Annotated in this window: 19 protein-coding genes; all 19 read left to right on the top strand. The window is 37.4% G+C overall.

Translation table 11 applies throughout. The features are described from left to right. The first annotated feature begins 12 nt into the window (after window positions 1–12). The 19 genes from pseB (at window position 13) to ACFGVR_RS21460 (ending at window position 19,038) form a co-directional block, all read left to right on the top strand. Entirely contained in the window at window positions 13–1,023 is a 1,011-nt protein-coding gene (gene pseB, locus ACFGVR_RS21550) for a UDP-N-acetylglucosamine 4,6-dehydratase (inverting) (RefSeq protein ID WP_448699662.1), read from the top strand. A 3-nt stretch (window positions 1,024–1,026) separates the two neighbouring features. Next, window positions 1,027–2,217, top strand: coding sequence for a UDP-4-amino-4,6-dideoxy-N-acetyl-beta-L-altrosamine transaminase (pseC, locus tag ACFGVR_RS21545; RefSeq protein WP_448699660.1), 1,191 nt, complete (start codon window positions 1,027–1,029; stop codon window positions 2,215–2,217). After that, complete coding sequence (locus ACFGVR_RS21540) at window positions 2,210–2,884, top strand: class I SAM-dependent methyltransferase (protein WP_448699658.1); 675 nt, start codon at window positions 2,210–2,212, stop codon at window positions 2,882–2,884. Before pseC ends, ACFGVR_RS21540 begins: the two co-directional genes overlap by 8 nt. Continuing rightward, window positions 2,868–3,743, top strand: a complete 876-nt coding sequence (locus ACFGVR_RS21535) for an aldo/keto reductase (RefSeq protein ID WP_448699657.1) — start codon at window positions 2,868–2,870, stop codon at window positions 3,741–3,743. The genes ACFGVR_RS21540 and ACFGVR_RS21535 overlap by 17 nt, the downstream gene beginning before the upstream one ends. Then, window positions 3,731–4,492, top strand: a complete 762-nt coding sequence (locus tag ACFGVR_RS21530) for a cytidylyltransferase domain-containing protein (RefSeq protein WP_448699655.1) — start codon at window positions 3,731–3,733, stop codon at window positions 4,490–4,492. Before ACFGVR_RS21535 ends, ACFGVR_RS21530 begins: the two co-directional genes overlap by 13 nt. Window positions 4,493–4,495: 3 nt before the next feature. Continuing rightward, complete coding sequence (locus ACFGVR_RS21525) at window positions 4,496–5,803, top strand: aminotransferase class III-fold pyridoxal phosphate-dependent enzyme (RefSeq protein ID WP_448699654.1); 1,308 nt, start codon at window positions 4,496–4,498, stop codon at window positions 5,801–5,803. Then, window positions 5,804–7,249: a UDP-2,4-diacetamido-2,4,6-trideoxy-beta-L-altropyranose hydrolase gene (gene pseG, locus ACFGVR_RS21520; protein ID WP_448699652.1), complete on the top strand. Its 1,446-nt coding sequence runs from the start codon at window positions 5,804–5,806 to the stop codon at window positions 7,247–7,249. Further along, window positions 7,250–7,924 (top strand): formyltransferase family protein, encoded by a 675-nt coding sequence (locus ACFGVR_RS21515; RefSeq protein WP_448699651.1) that lies wholly within the window; start codon window positions 7,250–7,252, stop codon window positions 7,922–7,924. Beyond that, complete coding sequence (locus ACFGVR_RS21510; RefSeq protein WP_448699650.1) at window positions 7,902–8,612, top strand: PIG-L deacetylase family protein; 711 nt, start codon at window positions 7,902–7,904, stop codon at window positions 8,610–8,612. Before ACFGVR_RS21515 ends, ACFGVR_RS21510 begins: the two co-directional genes overlap by 23 nt. Before the next feature lies 1 nt (window position 8,613). Continuing rightward, window positions 8,614–9,651 carry a pseudaminic acid synthase gene (pseI, locus tag ACFGVR_RS21505; protein ID WP_448699648.1) on the top strand — a complete coding sequence of 346 codons (1,038 nt, stop codon included), beginning with the start codon at window positions 8,614–8,616 and terminating at the stop codon, window positions 9,649–9,651. An 80-nt stretch (window positions 9,652–9,731) separates the two neighbouring features. After that, a complete protein-coding gene (locus ACFGVR_RS21500; protein WP_448699647.1) occupies window positions 9,732–10,763 on the top strand; it encodes an acyltransferase in 1,032 nt (343 codons plus the stop codon). Further along, a complete protein-coding gene (locus tag ACFGVR_RS21495; protein WP_448699645.1) occupies window positions 10,760–11,770 on the top strand; it encodes a phytanoyl-CoA dioxygenase family protein in 1,011 nt (336 codons plus the stop codon). Before ACFGVR_RS21500 ends, ACFGVR_RS21495 begins: the two co-directional genes overlap by 4 nt. A gap of 25 nt (window positions 11,771–11,795) precedes the next feature. Then, a complete protein-coding gene (locus ACFGVR_RS21490) occupies window positions 11,796–13,247 on the top strand; it encodes an oligosaccharide flippase family protein (protein WP_448699643.1) in 1,452 nt (483 codons plus the stop codon). A 22-nt stretch (window positions 13,248–13,269) separates the two neighbouring features. Then, entirely contained in the window at window positions 13,270–14,631 is a 1,362-nt protein-coding gene (locus tag ACFGVR_RS21485) for a capsular polysaccharide export protein, LipB/KpsS family (protein ID WP_448699641.1), read from the top strand. A gap of 9 nt (window positions 14,632–14,640) precedes the next feature. Further along, window positions 14,641–15,573 (top strand): nucleotide-diphospho-sugar transferase, encoded by a 933-nt coding sequence (locus ACFGVR_RS21480; protein WP_448699639.1) that lies wholly within the window; start codon window positions 14,641–14,643, stop codon window positions 15,571–15,573. Window positions 15,574–15,602: 29 nt separating this feature from the next. Further along, window positions 15,603–16,295, top strand: a complete 693-nt coding sequence (locus tag ACFGVR_RS21475) for a CatB-related O-acetyltransferase (RefSeq protein WP_448699637.1) — start codon at window positions 15,603–15,605, stop codon at window positions 16,293–16,295. Window positions 16,296–16,350: 55 nt separating this feature from the next. Further along, window positions 16,351–16,938, top strand: coding sequence for a DapH/DapD/GlmU-related protein (locus ACFGVR_RS21470; RefSeq protein WP_448699636.1), 588 nt, complete (start codon window positions 16,351–16,353; stop codon window positions 16,936–16,938). A 37-nt stretch (window positions 16,939–16,975) separates the two neighbouring features. After that, window positions 16,976–17,743: a glycosyltransferase family 2 protein gene (locus ACFGVR_RS21465; RefSeq protein WP_448699634.1), complete on the top strand. Its 768-nt coding sequence runs from the start codon at window positions 16,976–16,978 to the stop codon at window positions 17,741–17,743. Window positions 17,744–17,766: 23 nt separating this feature from the next. After that, a complete protein-coding gene (locus ACFGVR_RS21460; RefSeq protein WP_448699633.1) occupies window positions 17,767–19,038 on the top strand; it encodes an O-antigen ligase family protein in 1,272 nt (423 codons plus the stop codon). The last annotated feature ends 11 nt before the right edge of the window (window positions 19,039–19,049 follow it).

Raw genomic sequence — 19,049 nt, 5'->3', positions numbered from 1 at the left:
AAACCAAATAAAATGTTTTCGAATAAATCTGTATTAATAACTGGTGGCACTGGTTCGTTGGGTAAAGAGTTAACAAAAACTATTTTAACCAGATGGCCCGACGTTAAACGTCTGGTTATTTACTCCAGGGATGAACAAAAGCAATTTCAAATGGCCCAGGATTACCCGGACAGTAAATATCCGGCTATCCGGTACTTTATTGGCGATGTACGCGATCTGGAACGTTTAAAAAGGGCATTCACCGATATTGATTATGTGATACATGCTGCCGCCATGAAACACGTACACATAGCCGAGTATAACCCGGATGAATGTGTTAAAACCAATATAGGCGGTGCCGAAAATGTGATTAAAGCAGCGTTAAGCTCTGATGTTACAAAAGTTGTTGCTTTATCAACAGATAAGGCCTGTGCGCCTATTAACCTTTACGGAGCTACCAAATTAACTTCGGATAAGCTATTTATTGCAGCCAATAATATAAGAGGTAAAAAGGACATCAATTTTTCTGTTGTTAGATATGGTAATGTAATGGGTTCTAATGGTTCGGTAATACCATTTTTCCTTAAAAAGAAAGCAGAAGGTGTTTTACCTATTACCGATCCTACCATGACGAGATTTAACATCTCGCTTGCAGGCGGAGTTGATATGGTATTACATGCCTTAGACACTGCCTGGGGCGGAGAGCTATTTGTACCTAAAATACCATCCTATAAAATTATGGATGTTGCAGAGGCAATTGGGCCCGAATGCGAACACCGTATTACCGGTATTCGCCCGGGCGAAAAGATCCATGAGGAAATGATCACAAGTTCCGACTCGTTCACAACTTACGATCTGGGTAAATACTACGTAATATTGCCCCAGGTACCCTGCTGGAATCTTGATAACTATGTTAAAAAGTTTAACGCAAAACTTGTACCGCAGGGGTTTAACTACTCATCGGGCCAAAATACCGAGTGGGAAACTGTAGAAAGCTTGAGAACATTAATTGCCGAACACGTAGATCCAACATTTGAAGCATAATTTATGAGCAAAGCTATTCCTTACGGCAGACAGAATATTACTGAAGACGATATACAGGCAGTTATTACAACCCTGCAGACCGACTATTTGACTCAGGGGCCCAAGATAGTAGAATTTGAACAGGCATTTTCAAAATACATTGGCTGCAAATATTCGGTAGCTGTAGCTAACGGTACAGCCGCATTACATTTGTGCACATTAGCTTTAGGTGTTACCCAGGGCGATAAGGTAATTACCACACCTATTACGTTTGCAGCATCGGCAAATTGCATTAGGTATTGTGATGGCGAAGTTGTATTTGCAGATATTGATCCCGAAACATATTTACTGGATATTGATAAGGTAAGGGCTTTACTGCAAGCGGCGCCGGCTGGTACTTATAAAGGTATTATCCCTGTCGATTTTGCCGGTAATGCAGTAAATCTGGAAAAATTTAAAGAGCTGGCAGATGAGTTTGGCCTGTGGATAATAGAAGATGCATGCCACGCGCCCGGAGGATACTTTACAGATAGCAAAGGTGTAAAACAAAACTGTGGCAACGGTAACTTTGCCGATCTGGCAATATTTTCATTTCACCCGGTAAAACATATTGCTTGTGGCGAAGGCGGAATGATCACTACAAACAGCGAAGAGCTATATAATAAATTATTAAAGTTACGTACTCACGGTATTACCAAAAACGAAGCGTTATATACCAATAGTGCCGATTTTGCTAATGGGGTTGAAAATACCGATACTTATCCCGGCTGGTATATGGAGATGCAGGAGCTTGGCTATAATTACCGGTTAACCGATTTTCAGGCAGCCTTAGGAATAAGTCAGTTAACCAGAGCAGACCAGGGATTAGACCGGAGAAGAGAGATTGCTGACACGTATTACCAGGCATTTAAAGGCAAGCCGTTTATTAAAGGCCAATCTGGTGTAGTTGATGGCCATGCATATCATTTGTACGTCATCGAAACAGAAGACAGGCTGGGGCTGTATAATTACCTGCGGACAAATAACATATTTGCACAAATTCATTATATCCCTTGTCACCTAATGCCTTATTACAAGCAATTTGGCTGGAAGGAAGGCGATATGCCTGATTCTGAAAAATATTACAGGCATTGCATAAGTTTGCCCATGTACCCAACTTTATCACAAGACGAACAACGATTTGTTATAGCTAAAATATCAGAGTATTATGAATAATAAGCAACAAACAAATGCCTTTATCGGATACGAAGCCGACGCCTGGTTTCATCGAAACAAATCAGTATTACTTAATTATTCAAAAACCGAAGATAAAGTTCTGAGTTTAATTAAGGAGTATAACATAAATCCTGAAACTGTATTAGAAATTGGTTGCTCGGCCGGATACAGGCTTAACGGTATACTTGAATTGTTTCCAAACAGTTCTGTTTTTGGGATAGAACCATCCAAAGATGCCATTGCGTATGGGCAGACTAATTATCCGCGTGTAAACTTTATAAACGGAACCGCCGATAATTTGTCTGGTTTTGAAGATGAAGCAATGGACGTAATTATTGTAGGTTTTGTTTTTTATGTGATAGATAGAAATATCTTTTTTAAAGTCTTATCAGAAATTGATCGGGTACTCAAAAATGGCGGCATTTTAATTATAGTCGATTTCTTTTCAGAAACGGCATTGAAAAATGCGTACCATCACATTAAAGAATTTTCTGCATTTTCTTTCAAACAAAACTACGATGAGGTTTTTACAGCATCTAAATTATACTATCTTTTAGATAAATCTACCTGGAACCACTCCGAAAGAAAATTAGATGCAACAGATAATTATCATGACAAGTACAGTGTTTCTTTATTAAAGAAGGATATTAGTGCAAGCTATAAATAAAATAGTTTTAGGTACCGTACAGTTCGGGCTCAATTATGGTATAAATAACACTACGGGTAAGCCAACACAACAAACTGTAAACGCTATTCTTAATGCGGCCCATCAATCCGGAGTTCGTTGTTTGGATACCGCCGAAGCATATGGCAACGCTCATGACATCATTGGGCAGTTCCATCGGCAATACCCTCACCAGGTTTTTAATGTTATTACCAAGTTGCCTCATCATATTGATGAAAAGATAGAAGATAAGATTGAAAAATATCTTGACGAGCTGCATGTAAAACAACTTGAAGGGCTGCTTTTTCATTCGTATCAAACATATAAAGATAATCAGCAATCTGTTGGCAGGTTAAACACCTACAAAAACAATGGTAAGGTTAAGCATTTAGGAGTATCTGTTTACACTAATCAACAAATGGAAGATGTAATAGCAGATGATAACATCAGTATCATACAGTTGCCATTTAATTTGTTTGATAATATCAACCAGCGCGGACAGGCTATAAAAAAAGCGAAAGCCCGGGGCAAAATAATACATACACGCTCGGCTTTTTTACAAGGCCTGTTTTTTAGCTCCCTGCAAAACCCAAACGAAACAGTTAAAGCGCTGATTAATGAATTGACATACATTCAGCAGCTAAGTGCCCGTACAGAAATATCAATACAAAAAATGGCATTAAACTATTGCCTTCAGCAACCCGATATTGATCATATTTTAATTGGTGTTGATACACTGGAGCAGTTAAATCAAAACCTGGCTAATGCCGATGAAAGCTTAACCGCAGGTATTATAAACAGCATCAATGACATCCGTATAAAAAACAGTGATCTGCTAAATCCGTCTTTATGGAAGCAATAAAAATATTACTCATAACACAGGCCCGCATAGGAAGCACCCGCTTACCTGGCAAAGTACTTTTAAAAATTAATGGTGATGAGCTATTAAAAATACAACTGGAACGCTTAAAAAAATGTAAGCTACCCACAAATATTGTTGTGGCAACAACTGTAAATAATGAAGACGATGCCATTGAAAGCTTATGCAAAGACTGGGGATTTAAAACTTCACGCGGTTCTGTTGATGACGTATTGGATCGGTTTTATCAAACCGCTGTAAAAGAAAATCCGCAATGGGTAGTTCGTTTAACATCCGATTGCCCGCTGATAGATCCCAACCTGGTTGATGCGGTAATAGCACTTGCATTGATAAATGATGTTGATTATGCTTCGAACGTTTTAGAAGAACATTTTCCGGATGGCCAGGACGTAGAAGTATTTAAATTTACAGCGCTTGAAAAAGCATGGAAAGAAGCAGGTTTGAAATCGGAAAGAGAGCACGTTACACCATATATACGTAATAACTCAACCTTTAAAAACGGCAGTTTATTTACATCAGTTAACTTTCCATGCCGTCAGAATTATTCGGATATCAGGATGACTGTTGATGAACCCCGCGATTTGGAGCTGATCACCAGGGTTATTAACGACCTGGGAACCGACAGATCATGGATAACTTATACAGAGCATATTATAAAAGATAAGCTCGATCACATAAACGGAAATATTATTAGAAACGAAGGGATGTTGAAATCTCTTAAAAATGATTAACACATGGGAGCAGGACAAGAATTATACAAAAAAGCAAAAACACTTATACCGGGTGGCACAATGTTATTGTCAAAAAGGCCCGAAATGTTTTTACCAGATCTGTGGCCATCTTATTTTTCAAAGGCAAAAGGCTGTAAGGTATGGGATCTCGATGGCCGCGAGCTGATTGATATGTGTATTATGGGCATAGGTACCAATACTTTGGGATATGGTAATGATGAAGTGGATGCAGCTGTAATGGAAACTGTAAAAAATGGTAACATGAGCACATTGAGTTGCCCCGAAGAGGTGTACCTTGCCGAAAAGCTTATGGAACTAAACCCATGGGCGCATATGGTGCGTTTTGCACGCAGCGGCGGCGAAGCCAATTCAATTGCTATTCGTATTGCCCGGGCGGCATCCGGCCGCGATAAAGTAGCCATTTGTGGCTACCATGGCTGGCACGATTGGTATTTATCGGCTAACCATAATGGTGGCGACGATCTGTCCGGCCATTTGATACCGGGTTTAAGCCCTAAAGGAGTGCCCAAAAATTTAAAAGATACGATTTACCCTTTTCATTACAACAACTACGAAGAATTGGTGTCTATAGTTGAAAATAATGAAATAGGTGTAATTAAAATGGAGGTGGTACGCAATTTTGGTCCCGAAGATAACTTTCTGCAAAAAGTAAGAGAGTTAGCCACCCGTAAAAATATAGTGCTTGTTTTTGATGAATGTACTTCTGGTTTCAGAGAAACATTCGGCGGTATCTACAAAAAATATGGGGTTGAACCCGATATGGCTATGTATGGCAAAACCATAGGTAATGGCTACGCATTAACTGCTGTTGTTGGTAAAAAATCGGTGATGGAGGCAGCTCAAACCACCTTTATCAGCAGCACTTTCTGGACAGAACGTATTGGCCCCACTGCTGCATTGGCCACATTAAAAGTAATGGAAAAGGTTAAATCATGGGAGCTTATCACGGCCATTGGTCAAAAAATGCAATCGGGTTGGCAAAAATTGTCTGATGCACATCAGCTACCAATAACCATAGCGGGTATCCCAGCTTTAAGTACTTACAGCTTTAACAGTGAAAATACATTGGCTTATAAAACCTTAATTGCACAGGAAATGCTGAAAAAAGGCTTTTTGGCAAGCACAAGTTTTTATGCATGTACCGAACATTCTGATGATAAATTTGAATTGTATTTTAATGCGTTAGATGAAGTATTTGCAACAATAGCAAAGTGCGAAAAAGGCGGCCAGCAGATTGAAAGTTTGTTAGAAGGACCAATTTGCCATTCAGGGTTCAAAAGGCTAAATTAATTGAAAGCAGCAGGCACCGTAAAATTTAGGGTTGATGGTAACGCACAAATAGGATTAGGCCATTTGGTGCGTAGTATAGCTTTAGCACAAATGTTGCAAGGCATGTTTAAAATTACTTTTATTAGTAAAGAAATACCGCCCGAAATTATCAGCGAAATAGAGAGCAACGGCTTTGCTTACCAATCTGTTAGTCACGAGTCTGCATTTTTTAGTTTAATTAACCATCATGATATTATTGTTCTGGATGGATATAGCTTCGACGTTGACTATCAAAAACAAATAAAATCAACAGGCTGTAAGCTGGTGTTTATTGACGATCTGCATAATCAGGATTACCTGGCCGATCTGATCATCAATCATGCCCCCGGAGTAGGTGCGGCAGATTATCGGGCAAAGTACTTTACACAATTTGCCTTAGGACCAGATTATGCATTATTGCGCCCCCCATTTTTAAACAACACTAAACAGGCTATAAGCAAAAATGAAATAGAAACCGTTTTTGTTTGTTTTGGAGGTTCTGACAGTAAAAACATAACGCAGCTTGTTGCAAGTATTATTAAGCGGTATAAAACGTTTAAAAAAATTATTTTGGTAACCGGCGCGGCCTATAACTTTTCGAATTCATTGATCGAAACTATAGCCGGAGACCCACGGTTTTTTTTAAATCGTGCGGTTAACTCCGAAACCATGGTTGATTTGATTGCACAAGCCCAATTAGCCATTGTACCATGCAGTGGTATTTTGCAGGAAGTGTTATCAATAGGCCCCCAAATTATTTCGGGTATGTACGTAGATAATCAAAAGTACTTTTTCGAAAAATACCGCGAATTGAATGCTTTTGAAAGTGCGGGCCAGTTTTCAGAAAGTGATATTGTTAATGCTATAAAGAAAGTGCTTGGTGAGCCGGTAAAAAGTAAAAAAGTAATAGATGGCAATTCGGGGAAAAGATTGTTAAACTGCTTTTTACAACTCAATAACGAAGACAATGTTAGTTTAAGAAAAGCTAACATAAACGATATCGAAAAAACCTTTGCCTGGGCTAATAATACAGATATTAGAAAATTTTTTTATAATAAAGAAGCTATACCTTACGATGTTCACAAAAAATGGTTTGTAAGCAAACTGCAAAGTGCCGACTGTTTTTATTATGTGGGCGAATATGAAAATAATTTGTTTGGTTCGATCAGGTTTGATGTAAAAGGAAACGTGGCAACTATAAGTTATTTGATCGATCCCGCATATCAAAATAAAGGATTAGGAACCATCTTATTGAAAAAAGGTCTGAACGTGCTATTAGAGGAAGCAGATATTGATATTCATGTCATTGAAGGAGAGGTGCTTGCCGAAAACTCAGCGTCGGTTAAAGTATTTAAAAAATTGGGATATAATGTGACATCTACAACTACTGATATAGTTAAATTTGTGAAAATTATAAGCGATCTTTGAATGAAAAAGATAATTATAGCCAATTGCAACCCTACTTTAAATCAAGTACAAAACAACCTGTTATTAAAGTACAATGCAATTGGAATAAAAAGCAAAGAAGAGCTCAACTTAGAGAACTTAGAGGACATTAAACCGGCTCATATTTTTTTTCTTCATTGGTCATGGATCATTCCGGAGGATGTTTATAATAAGTATAATTGTATTGTTTTTCACATGACTGATTTGCCCTATGGCCGAGGAGGAAGCCCTTTGCAAAACCTAATCGTCAGAGGGCATAAAAGCACTAAAATTAGTGCGATAAAAGTTGATAATGGGATTGATACCGGTGATATATACATGAAAGCCGACTTACAATTAAACGGTACAGCTACCGAGATATTTAAACGGGCCGGAAATGTAATAGAACAAATGATAGAGAATATCATTAACAATGATATAAAGCCGGTAAAACAAACCGGAGAGCCTGTTTACTTTAAAAGAAGAAAGCCAGAGCAAAGTTTGATAAGTGATGAAATACAGGATATCGAAAAATTATACGATATAATACGAATGCTGGATGCCGATGGTTATCCGCATGCTTTTTTGGAAAATGAAAAGTTCAGATTTGAATTTACCAAAGCTGATATTTTAAGTGAAAATGAATTAACCGCTAATGTTAGAATCATTAAGAAATAAAAAAATTTTAATTGTTGTTGCACATCCCGATGATGAGATATTGGGTTTAGGTGCCACCATGAACCGTTTGGTATCAGACTATGGCGTTAGTACACATGTAGTTATACTTGGAGAAGGTATTACCTCGAGATCAGATGTGCGGGATACTACCCTGTGGAATGAACAGCTAAATATTCACCGGGCTAACATTTATAACGCACAAAAAGCGATAGGATACCAAAGCGTTTCAATATATAATTTTGCCGATAATCGGTTTGATTCTGTTGATTTACTGGATATCATCAAAGTAATTGAAAAAGAAAAGCAAGATTTTGTTCCGGATGTAATATTTACACATCATGGTGGCGATGTAAATATTGATCATCAAAGAACATTTGAAGCCGTAATAACCTGTTGCAGGCCAATGGCTCACGAAACAGTTAAAACTATCATAACATTTGAAACCATGTCTGGTACAGAATGGCGGGCATCATCAGATCCCAAACATTTTATTCCAAATCTTTTTGTTTCGGTCACAGAGCAAGGCCTGAACGCTAAAATAAAAGCTATGGAATCATATGAGTTTGAAAAAAGGGCATACCCGCATCCCCGCTCTCCCGAAGCATTAAAAATAGTTGCACAACGATGGGGAATAGCAACAGGCGTTGAATATGCCGAAGCTTTTTGTTTAATTAGAAATATTAATTAAGATGAAAATTGGACCACGTAATATAACAGCAAATAGCCCTGTATTTATTATCGCAGAATTATCCGCGAATCATAATGGCAGTTTAGAAAATGCTATCGAAACCATTAAGGCAGCAAAACGCGCCGGTGCAGATTGTATTAAACTACAAACCTACACGGCCGATACAATGACTATTGATTCTAAAAAAGAAGATTTTAGACTAAAGCAAGGCACCATTTGGGACGATAAATATTTTTATGAGCTTTATCAGGAAGCTTATACCCCCTGGGAGTGGCACAAACAATTATTTGAGGTGGCCGAAGCCGAGGGGCTGGTATGTTTTTCATCACCATTTGACTTTACAGCTGTCGACCTGTTGGAAAATCTGAACGCCCCCGCCTATAAGATCGCGTCCTTTGAGATAACAGATATTCCGTTAATTGAATATGTGGCATCAAAAGGGAAACCGGTAATCATATCTACAGGTATTGCCGAACTTGAAGATATTCAATTGGCCATAGATGCCTGCAAAAGAAAGGGGAACAGCGATATTGCATTGTTAAAATGCACATCGAGTTATCCGGCACCCATAGAGGAGGCTAACCTGATAATGGTGAAAGATTTAGCAGACAGATTTGGGGTTATAAGTGGCTTATCTGATCATACGATGGGTAGCACTGCACCCGTTGTAGCTACGATATATGGTGCAAAAATCATCGAAAAGCATTTTATTTTAGATAGGGCGATAGGTGGTCCGGATGCGTCATTCTCTATGAATGAAGAAGAATTTACAGCAATGGTTAAAGCTGTAAGAGAAGCCGAAAAAGCCAGCGGATATGTAGATTATACCCTCACAAAAAACCAGAAGAGCGGGAGAGAATTTTCGAGATCGCTTTATGTTGTACAGGATGTAAAAGCAGGCGAACAAATAACCAGCGAAAACGTAAGATCGATACGCCCGGGTTATGGCATGCATCCCAAATACTATAATGAGGTTTTGGGCAAAACATTCAAAACTGATGTGGAACGGGGAACCGGATTAACCACGGAAATGTTTTAGCAACAAATTATCAAACTTTACCTGTTAATTTTGAGGCCCCGAATATTAATTCAAACAATACGATAGTGGGATATTTTAAAATGCTTTTAGCTATAATTAAATCAATTCTTCGTATTAAAGCGAGAGGTATATTGAATGGCCGGTATTTTGATGGGGTCGAATTTGTCAATAAAGCCAATATTAAGGTTAGCAATCATTCGTATATTGAAAACGGGTCCAGGCTTTTGGTTACTCAACCGGTAAATAAAGAAGCCAATATAATTATAGAAGAAAAGTGCTGGATAGGCCGCGATGTCGAAATTCAAACTAACTACGGTAGTAAAATTATCTTAGAAAAAAATGTTTCGATCCAGGACAGGTGCAAAATATTAGGTACGGTTAACATTGGCCGCGATACATTACTGGCTCCGGATGTTTTTTTATCCTCCGGCAATCATCACTACAACTACCAGCCTGAACTGCCTATTAAACAACAAGATGCCCTTTTAATTGATTCGGCGGATAAATTTAGCGTGCATAATAAACCTGTAATCATAGAAGAAGATTGCTGGCTTGGGAAAGGCAGCGTTATTGCATCGGGAGTTGTTGTAAGCAGGGGAGCAATCATAGGCGCAAATTCATTTGTTAAATCCAATATCCCACCATATGAAATCTGGGCTGGCTCGCCGGCAAAATTTATAAAAAAACGCTTAGAGTTCACTCCGCCATCCCAGATTAACTCTGATAAAATAGCAGAAAGACCATACTTTTATAAGGGGTTTGATCACAGTGGAACGGGTGAAAATGGCTTACCTTGTTGGGGTACAGCTATTTGTATTTTAGAAAGATCTGAAAGAAATTCACTAATTTTATCCGGTGAAATACATGAGGAGGGTTTAATGGCGGTTTGGGCCGGTGAAGAGCTGATAGCTGATGTGCCTATAGCTCGTGGTATTTTGAAAAAAGAACTCTCTTTAAATCAACATCAGCCTTTGCAAAATAAGGTAACAAATCATTTATATCGGGACTTAACTTGCGAACTAAAACGGTTTTTATGTGTTATTATCGAATTTAAAACGAACAACACACAAACGGTCCCTTCATTTTCAATAACTAAAATAGAAACGGCATGATCGGTCTGCTAAAAAAATACTGGCACGGATATAAATTGAAACAAGGGCTTGATCTGTTTGAAAAAACCGGCACAACCACTCCGGATGCCTATCAAATGATGAGGCAAATGTTTGTTTCAACCAGAGGGGAATCTAACGACCGTATTTCGGCAACCATTAATAAAAAGGTAGGTAAATACCAGCATATAACAACCGAAGGCGTACTGGGTAAACCTACCGATGCGGAATTAAACGCAATGGTTGATCAAATGAAAAGGGACGGCTTTTATATTTTTGATAAAACATTGCCGGACAGTATTGTAGACGAAATATACAATTTTGCCGTAACAGAGCCTGTAAATTACCTGGATAAAGACACACAGGATTACTCTCCTGAAAAGATAGTATTTGACTTATCAAAGCCAATAAGCGCGAGATATCAGTTCGATGATAACTCGATCGTGAAGTTAGCGTCAATACAAAACTTGATTTTTGACCAAACCCTTTTGGCATTTGCACAAAAGTATTTAGGCGTTAAGCCGATATTGGATCTTTTGGCATTTTGGTGGAGTGCACCTTTTAGCGGTGAGGTTAAATCGGCAGCAGCACAGATGTACCATTTTGATATGGATAGAATAAAGTTTATGAAATTCTTCTTCTATCTTACCGATGTTGACACAAATACCGGCCCACATTGTTACGTAAAAGGATCGCATACCACATTACCTGCTAGTTTGGCGCGTGATGGACGATTTACAGACGAAGAAATTGAACAAGCTTACGGTAAGCAAAACATGTTAGAAATTTGTGGGAAAAGGGGGACGATCATAGCAGTTGATACACGTGGTTTTCATAAAGGTAAAGAGCTTGTAACCAATTCACGTTTGTTGTTCCAGATTGAATTTGCCAATAGCATGTTTGGCCAGACATACCCGCCGGTACAAATAAAATACGCCAACGATAAGATAAAGTCGCTGGCACTTCAGTACCCGTACACCTACGGTCAGCTCCTGATCGAAAAATTATGATAAATGAATAGCCTTCAAAGCCGATATGGATATTTCTAAAAGAAAAATATTCCGGGATTCTCTGATATATACTATACTACCTAAAGTTTCTTTCGCTGCGTCCTTATTGATACTTCCGTTAATAAGTCCATATCTAACCTTGCAGGATTACGGTATATACGGACTTGTAATGGCCTATGTATCCATATTTCAAATTGTTATTGTGCTGGGCCAAAACATCTTACTTCAAAACTCATTTTTTACCCATAGGGAAAACTATAAGCTGGTTTGGAAAAGATCATTCGGTTTAATGATTATGGCCGGTTTGGTAAGCAGTATTATTTTATCCCTCATTATTTACCTTACTTTTATTGATAAATTAGGTAACAATTGGCTGGCAGTTTTAATAATGGTTAGTACTTACCTTATACTTTCTCCAATTGATATTATTGTTGTTAACTATTACGTACTCAAAGAAAAGGCCCTGCCTTATGCTTATGGTGCGGCTTTAACGGGCCTCATCACTACAGGCATTACATTTATAACTATCAGGTATTTTAAAATGGGCTACCTGGGGTGGATTATTTCATTGCCTATTACTGTTTTACTGAGCTATATCTACTACGCCAGGAGGATTTTTGTTAAAGAAATGCTATTTCCTGTTTTTAATTTGAAGCTAATATTTGTTAAAAAGGCGCTTAAAATAGGGTTACCATTAACCCCTCATCAATTGTCACTTTATATATTGGGTATCTCCGATCGGCTGTTGCTCGATTATATGAAAGTTCCCATAAGAAGTATTGGTTTGTATAGTCAGGGGTATAATTTGGGTTCTCAAAGCAATATCATCATAAATGGTGTATTTCAGGCGCTATCCAAAAAGCTGCAAGATGGCTTTAGGAACGACACTGAGCAACATAAAACCTTTATTAAAAGGTCGATGATATTTATCCCATTGCTTATATCCTGCATTTTATTTTCAGGCGGTTTGTGGACAAAAGAGATCTTCTTTTTCCTTTTCAGAAAACCAGAGCTAAGAGAAGCATATCCTATTGCTATCGTTGTTTTGTGCTCGTATATGTTTTGGAGTATTTATACATTTTTTACTTACCCGTTGTCTATTAAAAACAAAACATTTTCCGTTTCAGTCATCTCGTTAACAGCCGCGGGCGTAAATATAGCTGGCAATATAATCTTGATTCCTTACTATGGAATTTGGGCCGCATTGGGTGTTACCTATTTTTCATACATGATTTTCGGTTTTGCGGGTTTGCTAAACAAAGAAAACAGGCTTTTTTTAAACAAGTATATCAATATCATTAAATTATGTGTGTTTCATTTTGGTGTTAACATAGCTCTGTTTTTAACAGCGTACCTGTGTAAAGATGCAGGTGTTATTTTCAAAATCATGATCACTGTGTTTTTGTTGGCTGCAGTGGGGATATTCATCAAAAAAATTATTCTAAAAGAGGTTAAATATGCGATATCTGATATATAGTTGCTGTGCCGAAACCCCGCATTTGGAAACAGAAATGGAAGTGGCAACTAAAGCAATGCGCGAAGGGCATGAAGTGTTTTTTTTAACATGCGAATCTGACCTCAAAACTTGTTTTATTAACCCTGATCATAAAAAATCTATCTGCTATAACTGTAGGTCGAAAGTAAAAGCTGGCATATCAATATTAAAGATACCCGATGAACGTATTTTAAGGCTATCACAATTTAACATTGGAGAAATAAATTGCGAGCAATCGTTTTCATCAGTAGATGCATTAAAAGAGTTTACTTACAAGGGCAGCGATGTTGGCTATGCGGTTGCCTCTTCATTGATATCTTCAACAAGAGACCATCAATTTGATACTATAAAATATAAAAAACAGATACAAGAGGGGTTACAAACAGCCATTATGGTACATGAGCGTGGCGAGCAGGTTTTAGAATCAGTTAAGCCCGACGTTGTTATTATGTTTAACGGTCGGTTTTTGGAATACCGGCCATTAATGCGCCTGTGTGAAAAAAAGGGCATTGATTTTTATACGCATGAGCGCGGCGGACAAATAAGCAGGTATATGCTCCGAAAAAATGCCACTCCGCACTCCATCTTATTTATTAAAGATGAAATAGAAGACGTATGGCGAAATGGCCCTGAAAACAAATATGCTATAGGAAAACAATTTTTTGTTGATAGGAGGAATAAGGTAGTACAGTCATGGAGCGTGTTTACAGGCGAGCAGGAGGAAGGAAATTTACCCAAGGGATTCGATATGTCAAAAATAAATATTGGCATCTTTAACTCATCTATGGATGAGTATGAAGGCATTCCTGATTTTAAGAACACCTTGTATGAAGATGATAATATAGCTATCGAAGAAATATGTAAATCATTTATTGATCAGCCTCGCTATCACTTTTATTTGAGGGTACATCCAAATCTTAAAGGGCTGGATAATGCACAAAATAAAGCGATAAATACGCTTGAAAAATTTTCAAATTTAACGATAATACGCTCCGAAGAAACCATTGATACCTATGCGCTTATGGAAGCGGTAGATCTGGTGATCACATTTGGATCAACCACGGGTATTGAAGCGGTTTTTTGGAATAAACCCGCAATATTATTAAGAAAAGCCTTTTATGAACATATGGCGGGCGTGATATCACCTGTAGATCATGAGGATGTACTGAACTACATTAAAAATAGACCAGCTGCATCCCCAAATGACAGCGCAATAAAGTTTGGATACTGGTGCGTTATTTTTGGAACAGAATTTAAATATTTTGAGGCAGATGGTTTATTTTCGGGTAAATTTATGGGCAAAAAAATCAAACCATCTTTGTTTTCAAGACTTGTAGCAAAAACATATCAACTGCTGGGAGATTAATTAAACTATATGAAACTGAATTATCGTCCGCCCGTTTTGTTTTTAATTTTTAACAGGCCAGAATGTACCCAACTTACATTTAATGCTATAAAGAAAAATAAACCCAATAAATTGTACATTGCTGCCGATGGCCCCCGTGCTAGCAAAAATGGTGAACATGAACTTTGTGCCCAAACCAGGGCAATAGTTGCCGATATTGATTGGGATTGTGAAGTACATACCTTGTTCAGAGAAAAAAACCTTGGTTGTAAAGTAGCGGTCAACACTGCAATTACCTGGTTTTTTGAAAATGAAGAGATGGGCATTATTTTAGAAGATGACTGTCTGCCAAGCGAAAGTTTTTTTTCTTTTTGTGCCGATCTGCTTATTAAATATAAAGACGATGATCGTGTTTGGCATATCGATGGTACAACATCGCAAGCTAATATTACTGCTGTAGGTGAGAGTTATCATTTTTCAAAATATTGCTTAATATGGGGGTGGGCAACATGGCGCCGTGCCTGGAATTACTATGATCCGGCTATAAAGAGTTTCCCTGATTTTGAAAAGAATAACGTTATAAAAAGTATTTGGGCCAAACCCGAAGTCCAAAAATATTGGCTAAAAAATTTTAAAGATGTTTACAACGGACAGGTAGATACCTGGGATTTTCAATGGATGTATACCGTTTGGACAAACAACGGTATGAGTATAAGGCCCTCTGTTAACCTCATTAAAAATATTGGGTTTGATAACAATGCCACCCATACCAAAACAGCCAACAAACTGTTAAAAGAAATGAAAAACGAAGAGATGACCTTCCCGTTGCAGCATCCTGTTTTTTCACTCCCCAATACCCAGCAAGACGACATTTGCTCTGCAGGTCACTTTAATATTCATAAACCATATTCCAACATAAGCAAACGGGTAGTAAATAAAATTAAAAGAATTATAAAAAGATAAATTTGTAGCTTGTAGTTATAAAGTATCACATGAAACAATATATTGACAAGGGCCTTTTTATGAATCCGTTATTTGATTATTTCAAATGGATTAAATGTAAGGTGTATTATCAATTAAGAAACTGGGGGAAACATCTTAGAATAAGTTACAAAACAATTGTAAGTGGCACTGTATTTGGCAGATACAACTGGCTTGGGCGCTACTCGCAAATTTATAACTGTAATTTTGGCGATTTTAGCTACTGTGGCGATAACTGCTCGATAAGTAACGCTAATATCGGCAAGTTTTGCTCCATTGGTCCTAATGTAAGAATAGCGCCAGGTAAACACCCGTCATCCACTCATATAAGCACCCACCCTGCAACATTCAACAATCAGCCTAATTTTCTAAAAAGCTTTATCGGCAGAGATACCTATAAAAGCTTTGAGGAGGTAACAATTGGCAATGATGTTTGGATTGGCGCCAACTGTTTAATTGTTGATGGGGTTAGCATTGGCCATGGCTCAATAATCGCAGCAAACTCTGTAGTCAATAAAAATGTAGGTGACTATGAACTGGTAGGTGGGGTACCGGCAAAACTTATAAAAAAAAGGTTTAAAGATGAAGATATTGATAACCTGCTAAAAATTAAGTGGTGGGATAAAGGTGATGAGTGGATACAGCGAAACATCGAACAGTTTTCTTCAGTCGAAGAATTTATTGATGAGCATAAAATAATTTAAATGTATCTTTGCGGCCTAAATGAGGTTGTTAAGAGTGTTTTATAAAGTTTGTAAGTTGGTTTTTTATAAAATCGACGATTTATGCTCCTGGATCGTAACATGGGCCAAACTCAAACTAAACGGAGTTGTTTTTTTTAATGATTTTGTTACTCACGGCCGCCCTGTGATCAACGTAAGCCTGAAAGGTAAATTTACTATCGGAAGAAGCTTTACAATTAATAACGGCAGGCACTATAATAAAATTGGAAGGCAACAGCCATGTTATTTTGTAGTCGGCCCCAACGCTCACCTGGCAATTGCAGATGATGTAGGGGCAAGCTGTATAGCCATTGTTTGCAATAATAGCGTTACCATTGGTAACCATGTTAAATTAGGTGGCAATGTTGTTATATACGATACCGATTTTCATTCGTTAAACGCCGCTGAACGTAACAGTCCGACAGAAGATATAACTCTTGCTAAAACAAAACCTGTAATTATTGAAGATCATGCTTTTATAGGAGCACATTCTATTGTATTAAAAGGTGTAACTATTGGCAAATATAGTATTGTTGGTGCCGGATCGGTAGTAACTAAAAGTATACCGGCAGGCGAGATATGGGCAGGTAACCCCGCAAAATTTATACGTAGGAATATTGAATAATTACGTGTAAAGATACTTGCCCAATTTATTGATAAACATGAAAACAGAACCATTAATAACCATTATAACATCTACCTATAATTCGGGGGCTGTGCTCGAAGCGTTAATCAAAAGCATTAAAGAACAAACCTATAAGAATTTTGAATATATAATTGTTGATGGCGCATCAAAAGACGATACGTTAAACATAATTGATCAATATAAAGATGTGGTATCTAAATGGATTTCTGAACCTGATAGCGGTATATACGATGCCTGGAACAAGGGTGTAAAGCTTGCCAAAGGCGATTGGATTTGTTTTATTGGCTCTGATGACAAGTTTTACCCCGATGCACTGTCTAATTATGCTGAAATAATTACCTCGTTAAATGATCCGGGGTTACAGTACGTATCCTCAAGGATACATTTGGTAAATAAGCATGATAAAATAGTTAAAACATTAGGCCAGGCTTGGAAGTGGGAAAAAGATCGCTATAAAAACACCATAGCGCATCCCGGGTCAATGCACAATAAAGCATTATTTAAAGAATATGGGCTTTATGACACCCAATGGGCTATTTGCAGTGATTATGAAATATTACTTCGCCCGGGCAAAAAGTTTAAAACCGCATTTATGGACAAGGTAACGGTTAGAATGGCCCAGGGAGGAGCAAGTTCGAACGGTAGCAAACTGTTTAAAGAGCATTATAAAGTTTGCAGAACAACAGGAAAAGCAGGCCTATTTATGGCTTCGTATTACTATGTATTTCAAATGACGAAGTATTATGTACGCACACTGTTGCAGAAGATGGGCGTAAATGTTTGATCTTTGTTTACTGTAAATAGTTTATGGACAACGCGATAAATAATTCTGCAATAACAACTACATCTCAGTATGACATTGGCCGGATCGATGTTAATGATTGGTTGATTAAGCTTTTTTTATTTTTTCTGCCGTTTTCGCAAGCACTAAGCATCAATATCTTATTCCCATTAAAGCTCTCGGAGATATTTTTGATCTTATGGGTTATATTTAATGTTATAACCGGTAAATTACTGCATAAAAAATTAAGTAAGCCTATCTTTATAACCTGCTTCGCATTTGTTGTAATTGTTTTTGTTTCTGTTGTTATCAACGCTTTTTATAAATATCCATACAAGTTAGATCTTAGCAATTCGCGTATTGACCCACTTGTTGATAGTGTTTTAAAGTTTATCTATATCGTTTTGGCATTTGCTGCCATGTTTTTAACGTATAGTGCTTTTAAAGATAATGAGAGATATATCAAGTATTTTTTCTGGGGCGCTGTTGCAGCATCCATGTACGCCTGGTACCTGTTTGTCTCTGGTCTGTTAAGACTACCTGTTTTTTTATTGCCTGGTATGGAACCTGATCCTCAAAAGGGATTTGGCAATATCATCATCAGAGCCGGTACATTTAAAGAGGGGAACTACATGGGTTTTTACCTTTTTATATCGGGCGTATTGGCTATTTACTATAAAAAGACACGATTGGCTATCCTGTTTTTTCTGACTATTATAACAGCATTCTCAACCACAGCTATATTTTGCTCATTTTTGTTTTTGTTGATATTTATATACCAAAAGTATAAACAATACAAAAGGAAATTGTTTTTAGGTATGATTTCAATAGTAGTATTGTTAGCTGTGCTGATAAATTTTAGCGATGGGTTTAAAAAAATATTCTACAATAAAATATTTGGCACTGCCGATACGGTTGAAGATCGAAATGACATCTATTCAAAAACCGAAAGACTTAATTTTACATTGGTAGCTCTCGAGATGGCCTGGGATAATCCGTTTTTGGGTGTAGGTGCTGCCAATTTTAGTTTACATTATAATCATTACAATCAAATAGCCATTTTTGACCGAAACGCTAAGACAATACCTAATAATATTTATGTGGAAATCCTGTCAGAATATGGTGGGCTTGCATTTATTACATTTTTCGTTTTTATATATTTTGTATTTAAAAAGGCAAATAAAAAATCTTCGGATATACTTGTAGCCGGACTTTTAAGCTCTTTAATATATTTCTTTGCTTTTCCAGCATTAACTATGTTATTTATTTGGGTGTTTATAGGGGTTTTAATTGTGTAACCATTATAGTT

The organism is Mucilaginibacter aureus, assembly GCF_053514885.1.
This window is presented reverse-complemented; position numbering and strand designations above follow the sequence as displayed.

Excerpts from the sequence above, each read along its gene's own strand:
- pseB (WP_448699662.1), top strand. The coding sequence starts at position 13 with ATGTTTTCGAATAAATCTGTATTAATAACTGGTGGCACTGGTTCGTTG.
- pseC (WP_448699660.1), top strand. The coding sequence starts at position 1,027 with ATGAGCAAAGCTATTCCTTACGGCAGACAGAATATTACTGAAGACGAT.
- ACFGVR_RS21540 (WP_448699658.1), top strand. The coding sequence starts at position 2,210 with ATGAATAATAAGCAACAAACAAATGCCTTTATCGGATACGAAGCCGAC.
- ACFGVR_RS21530 (WP_448699655.1), top strand. The coding sequence starts at position 3,731 with ATGGAAGCAATAAAAATATTACTCATAACACAGGCCCGCATAGGAAGC.
- ACFGVR_RS21525 (WP_448699654.1), top strand. The coding sequence starts at position 4,496 with ATGGGAGCAGGACAAGAATTATACAAAAAAGCAAAAACACTTATACCG.
- ACFGVR_RS21515 (WP_448699651.1), top strand. The coding sequence starts at position 7,250 with ATGAAAAAGATAATTATAGCCAATTGCAACCCTACTTTAAATCAAGTA.
- ACFGVR_RS21510 (WP_448699650.1), top strand. The coding sequence starts at position 7,902 with ATGTTAGAATCATTAAGAAATAAAAAAATTTTAATTGTTGTTGCACAT.
- pseI (WP_448699648.1), top strand. The coding sequence starts at position 8,614 with ATGAAAATTGGACCACGTAATATAACAGCAAATAGCCCTGTATTTATT.
- ACFGVR_RS21500 (WP_448699647.1), top strand. The coding sequence starts at position 9,732 with ATGCTTTTAGCTATAATTAAATCAATTCTTCGTATTAAAGCGAGAGGT.
- ACFGVR_RS21495 (WP_448699645.1), top strand. The coding sequence starts at position 10,760 with ATGATCGGTCTGCTAAAAAAATACTGGCACGGATATAAATTGAAACAA.
- ACFGVR_RS21490 (WP_448699643.1), top strand. The coding sequence starts at position 11,796 with ATGGATATTTCTAAAAGAAAAATATTCCGGGATTCTCTGATATATACT.
- ACFGVR_RS21480 (WP_448699639.1), top strand. The coding sequence starts at position 14,641 with ATGAAACTGAATTATCGTCCGCCCGTTTTGTTTTTAATTTTTAACAGG.
- ACFGVR_RS21475 (WP_448699637.1), top strand. The coding sequence starts at position 15,603 with ATGAAACAATATATTGACAAGGGCCTTTTTATGAATCCGTTATTTGAT.
- ACFGVR_RS21465 (WP_448699634.1), top strand. The coding sequence starts at position 16,976 with ATGAAAACAGAACCATTAATAACCATTATAACATCTACCTATAATTCG.
- ACFGVR_RS21460 (WP_448699633.1), top strand. The coding sequence starts at position 17,767 with ATGGACAACGCGATAAATAATTCTGCAATAACAACTACATCTCAGTAT.